Origin of the sequence: Pseudarthrobacter sp. DSP2-3-2b1, from assembly GCF_049895945.1 — a bacterium.
GTDB lineage: Bacteria > Actinomycetota > Actinomycetes > Actinomycetales > Micrococcaceae > Arthrobacter.
This window is the reverse complement of sequence record NZ_JAFCTI010000026.1, coordinates 1-5,038: the sequence shown is the minus strand read 5'-3', so window position 1 is coordinate 5,038 and position 5,038 is coordinate 1. Positions and strand designations below refer to the sequence as shown.

General features: G+C 65.4%; 4 protein-coding genes and 1 pseudogene. All 5 read right to left on the bottom strand.

The window, feature by feature from the left end; genetic code table 11:
- A pseudogene (locus ACP7AX_RS19150) lies at nucleotides 1-590 on the bottom strand (hypothetical protein); the annotation flags it as partial.
- A 108-nt stretch (nucleotides 591-698) separates the two neighbouring features.
- Nucleotides 699-1,082, bottom strand: coding sequence for a RidA family protein (locus tag ACP7AX_RS19145; RefSeq protein WP_426228772.1), 384 nt, complete (start codon nucleotides 1,080-1,082; stop codon nucleotides 699-701).
- Nucleotides 1,083-1,129: 47 nt separating this feature from the next.
- Nucleotides 1,130-1,633, bottom strand: coding sequence for a GNAT family N-acetyltransferase (locus ACP7AX_RS19140; protein ID WP_131682012.1), 504 nt, complete (start codon nucleotides 1,631-1,633; stop codon nucleotides 1,130-1,132).
- A 26-nt stretch (nucleotides 1,634-1,659) separates the two neighbouring features.
- On the bottom strand, nucleotides 1,660-2,478 hold the full coding sequence (locus tag ACP7AX_RS19135; RefSeq protein ID WP_426228769.1) for an inositol monophosphatase family protein: 819 nt from the start codon (nucleotides 2,476-2,478) through the stop codon (nucleotides 1,660-1,662).
- Nucleotides 2,475-4,778 (bottom strand): NAD-dependent DNA ligase LigA, encoded by a 2,304-nt coding sequence (ligA, locus tag ACP7AX_RS19130; RefSeq protein WP_426228767.1) that lies wholly within the window; start codon nucleotides 4,776-4,778, stop codon nucleotides 2,475-2,477. Before ligA ends, ACP7AX_RS19135 begins: the two co-directional genes overlap by 4 nt.
- Nucleotides 4,779-5,038 lie beyond the last annotated feature (260 nt).

The window sequence follows — 5,038 nt, the reverse complement described above, 5'->3', positions numbered from 1 at the left end:
AAATGCGCCTCCAGTGCAGCCGCGCCGGTGGGGTCAAGGTTGGTGGTCTCATCCACCATCACCCGGGCATGCTGCCAGGAAATGCTCCCGTCCTGCAATGCCGACAGGGTCAACGGCAAAGCGGTGGTTAGTGCCAGGGATTCGGCCAGCAGGGCACCTGCGGTCCGTTCGCTGACCGTCAGGACACAGGCGACCTCAGCTACGACCGCCATCTCGTGGGCCCCATCAGACATCACAGGTGACGCCAAGGCCTGGGCCGTGGCTGCGTAGCCGGCGGCCGCATGGACCATCACCGCGGCGACCTGCGCATTGATCCGAGCAGTCAGAGCCAGCGTATCCAGCCAGGTGTCAGCCTCCCGGCGCAACGGATCATCAACAGCAGCACGCCCAGCCGGCCCAGCAGAATCAGCAGACCCCACCCGACCCGCGGAGTCCGCGTCCACGGAGAATCCGGCGGAGTCGGTGAACCCCGCGGGCCCAGCCAGCCCGGGCACGTCCGCAGAATGAATCCCCCGCTTAGCCGCAGCGAGCAGTAAAGCGGCGGAAGCATAAACAGCCTCCGCCGCCTCCACCGCTGCCCCGTTTCCCATACCCAAATCATCCCGCGGGGCACCGACAATTAAGGTGTGGGCGAAGGCCTATGTGGATAACCTGAGGCAGGCGGGTAACCTTCAAATCCGCAGTGCTAAATAGCCGTGTTAGCTGGCGCTTTTCTGGGCCACGAGTTCGATCTCCACAAGCATCTTCGGGTCCAGGAACGGCAGGACATGCACCAGCGCGAGGGTGGGACGGATCTCGCCGAAAACCTCGCCGTGTGCCCGGCCGGCCTCTTCCCATTGGCTGATGTCCGTGAGGTACAGCTTGGACTGGACCACATCCTCAAAGCTGAAGCCGGCATCGGCCAGGACCGTCCCAAGTTTCTGCAGGATGAACTGGGTCTGGGCGTAGAAGTCCTCGCCCACAATGCCGTCCTCACCGCTGGCGGCCGTGGCAGAGATGAAGAGCGTGTTGTCCACCTGGACCGCCCGGGAGTAGCCGAGGGTCTGTTCCCAGACGGAGCCGGTGCCGAAAGTTTTGCGCATGGTGGGCCTTTCAGTGCTGAAAATGAGACGGCACCACTTTAGGGCGGCTAGACGTCGAGCCGGTAAACCAGCAGCTTTATGTCGGTGCCCGGAACCAGCCAGTCACGTTCCGGGACGCGTGTGAAGCCAGTTTTCCGGTACAGGCCATGGGCGCTCTCCCACGTCCTGCCGGTTGTGAGTGCCACGGCTTTGATTCCCTCGAGGCTGCGGGCGTGGTCAATGATGGCTTCCACCATGGCCCTGCCGGCCCCGCTCCGCTGAACCGAGGGGTCCACCACCAGCATCCGGAACTCCAGCTCATCCGCGAGGGCGATGTCGGCGTAGGGTTCGCCGGCGACCGCCAGTGTCACGGAGCCCACCACCCGCCCCGCACGCTCGGCAACCCAGATAGTCGCCTTCGTTGCACGCTCAGCGACCTCCTGGACCTGCAGCATGTAGGGGTGGTCCGGGCTGTCGAAATACCCGGCGGCCAAGTAGGAGTCCCGGGTAATCCGGGCGATCGCGTCGAAGTCTGCCTCAACGGCTGGTCGGATGGTTATCTGCGGCTGCACCCGACAATGTTAGTGGCCGCACCGGATCAAAGCGGAAACTTGCCCGAGAGTTCCAGTGTTCCGGCGCAGGTCCAGGCCGCGAGCCTGTCCGCGGCGGCGGGTCCGCCGTCCAGTGGACTGGTCAGGCGGGGCCGCCGGACCCAGCAGCCGGCTTCCTCGGCGATCAGCGCGCCGGCGGAGAAATCGTGCTCGTTCAGCCCGCGCTCACCGTAGGCGTCGTGGGTACCGTCGGCTACCAGGCACAGGTCAAGCGCGGCCGAACCCAGCCGTCTGACGTCGGCGAAGCCGTCCATCAGCTCACCCAGCAAGGCGGCCTGTTCCGTGCGGACGGCGGGATCGTAGCTGAAGCCCGTGGCCAGGATCTGGCCGGCCCTGCCGGCTACGGGGCCTTCCAACCGCGTCACCCTGCCGCTTTCCTCCAACCACGCCCCTTGTCCCCGCGCAGCATAGTAGATGCGGTTCAGCGCCGGTGCGTGTACGACGCCGGCCAGCCAGACGCCGTCGGGATCCGCCACTGCCACCGAGGTGGCGTAGTACACGATGTTGCGGATGAAGTTGGTGGTGCCGTCCAGCGGGTCGATGGACCACCGGTAGCCGCTGGGATCCGTTGGCCGCGTGGTGCCATGTTCCTCACCGGTGATGGTGTCCTGAGGCCTGGCAGCGGTGATCGCATTCCGCACTGCGTTCTCCGCGGCCACGTCAAAGGCTGTGACCCAGTCACCGGAGTCGCCTTTGTTGCTGACTTCCAAAGCGTCGCCGTTCCGTGAGGCCAGGACGGCGGCGCCCGCAGCAGCGGCACGCCTGGCCACCCCCAGCAACTCGGTCACGGGGTCCGGATGGTTCATACGGCTTCCTGCTCCGCTTGGCTTGCCGCAGCTTCGCCGGCTTCACCTGCAGCAGCCGAGTCAACGGCAGCAGGGCCGGAACCGGCAGCCGGGCCGTTCTCGAGCAATTCGCGGAAACCGTCCTCGTCCAGGACGGGAACACCCAACTGCTCAGCTTTGTCCAGCTTGGTCCCGGCGTTTTCACCGGCCACCACGTAACTGGTGTTTTTCGAGACCGAACCGGCTGCTTTGCCTCCCCTGGCCAGGATGGCCTCCTTGGCCTCGTCGCGGCTGAAGTTCGGCAGCGAGCCCGTCACCACAATGGTCAGGCCTTCAAGCGTGCGCGGCGTGGACTCATCACGTTCGTCCTCCATACGGACCCCGGCCGCGGCCCAGCGGTCAATAATTTCCAGATGCCAGTCCTCGGCAAACCATTCCTTGAGCGCTGCGGCAATGGTGGGGCCCACCCCGTCCACATGGGCCAGGTCCTCCTCCGACGCGTTCCGGATGGCGTCCATGGTGCCGAAGGCCTGGGCCAGCGCCCGCGAGGCCCGCGGGCCAACGTGCCGGATGGAAAGCGCCACCAGCAGGCGCCACAGCGGCTGGGTCTTGGCTTTCTCCAGTTCCTGGAAGAGCTTCACCGTGGTGGCTGTCGGTTTCGACGGCGACTTGGCTGTGCCCTTGCTGAAGAAATACGGCACGAGTTCGAACTCGCCCGTTGCCACTCCCTTCGAGCGTTTCTCCCGGCGGATCCGGACGTTGGCCAGGTCCTCCGGAGTGATGTCGAACAGCGCGGCCTCGGTGGTCAGCGGCGGCACGTCCGGCTCGGCCGGCTGGGTGAGCGCGATGGCAGCCTCCCAGCCGAGGGCCTCGATATCGAACGCCCCCCGGCCGGCGAGGTGGAAGACCCGTTCCCGGAGCTGTGCCGGGCAGGACCTCGCATTGGGGCAGCGGATATCCACGTCCCCTTCCTTCCCGGGGGCAAGGGGGGTTCCGCAGGAAGGGCATTCGGTGGGCATCACAAAGTCCCGCACCGGCGGGTCCTGCTGATCGCGAAGCGCAAGCACGGGACCCACGATTTCGGGAATGACGTCGCCTGCTTTCCGCAGGACCACGATGTCGCCGATTTTCACGCCCTTGGCCTTGACGACGTCCTGGTTGTGCAGCGTTGCCATTCCCACTGTGGACCCGGCCACCTTGACAGGTTCCATGACGCCGAACGGGGTCACCCGGCCGGTGCGCCCCACGTTAACTGCGATGTCCAGGAGCTTGGTGTGGACCTCTTCGGGCGGGTACTTGTAGGCGACGGCCCAGCGCGGGACCCGGGTGGTGTAACCCAGTGCGCGTTGGGTGGCGAGATCATCAACTTTGACCACAATGCCGTCGATTTCGTGCATCAGGCTGTGGCGCTTATCGCCATAGCGCTTGATGAAGGCCAGGATTTCCTTCAGGCTGCCGAGCACCTCGAAATACGGGCTCACGGGAAGGCCCCACTGCTGCATCACCGCATAGGTCTCGGACTGGCTCCGGGTCTCCAGCCCCTCACGCGCGCCAATGCCATGGACAAACATCTTCAGGGGACGCTTCGCAGTTTCCGCGGGGTCCTTCTGCCGCAGCGAGCCGGCCGCGGCGTTCCGGGGGTTGGCCAGCGGCGCCTTGCCGGCCTCGATCAGGGCTTCATTGAATTCCGCGAACGCTTTGGACGGAATAAAAACCTCGCCCCGGACTTCCATTTCCGGCGGAAAGCCGGTGCCGGTCAGTTCCTGCGGGATTTCCTGGATGGTGAGCACATTGTGGGTGATGTCCTCCCCCGTGGTGCCGTCCCCGCGTGTGGCCGCGCGGACCAGTTTGCCGTCGCGGTACAAAAGGCTGACGGCCAGGCCATCGATCTTCAGTTCCGTCAGCCAGGCAGGCCGGCCGGCGCCGTTTCCGATTTTAGCGACGGATGCCTCCGCCTTGGTGATCCAGGCCTCCAACTCCTCGAGCGAGAACACGTCTTCGAGGCTGTACATGCGTTGCAGGTGTTCGACGGCGGCGAACGCGGCTGAGACTTCGCCGCCAACCTCCTGCGTGGGCGAGTCGTTGGCCACCAGTTCCGGGTGGAGCGCCTCGATCTCCTCCAGACGGCGGAAGAGTGTGTCGAACTCAGCGTCCGAGACCAGGGGTTCGTCTTCCTGGTAGTACGCGAACCGGTACTTCCTGACCAGGTCGGCGAGGTTTTCGTATTCCTCGCGCACAGACCCGGCGGGAACGGCGTCGTGCTCCGTAGAGTCCTGGGTGCTGGCGGCTGTGTCCCCTGCGGGGCCCGATGCTGTGCTCACAAACCTATCTTGCCTTACTCCAGGCGGGTCCTGTCTGACCCCGCGCGGTTCCTCCGCTCATGAGGCCGGCAGCCAGATCAACGCCGGAGGGCCCGGACACTGTGTTGTGTCCGGGCCCTCGCGGTGAATGCTTGGTACTGCTGGCTAGCGTGAAGCCTGGTCCTGCTCGTTGGCGTTCCTGGAGGCCTTCGTGCCGGCGTCCTTCAGGGCCTGGATGACCTGGTTCAGGGCGCTGGTGTGGGTGCCCTGCCATTCGCTGC

Bases quoted from the DNA above. Each gene is read 5' to 3' on its own strand.
- ACP7AX_RS19145 (WP_426228772.1), bottom strand. From the start codon at position 1,082: ATGCGCAAAACTTTCGGCACCGGCTCCGTCTGGGAACAGACCCTCGGC.
- ACP7AX_RS19135 (WP_426228769.1), bottom strand. From the start codon at position 2,478: ATGAACCATCCGGACCCCGTGACCGAGTTGCTGGGGGTGGCCAGGCGT.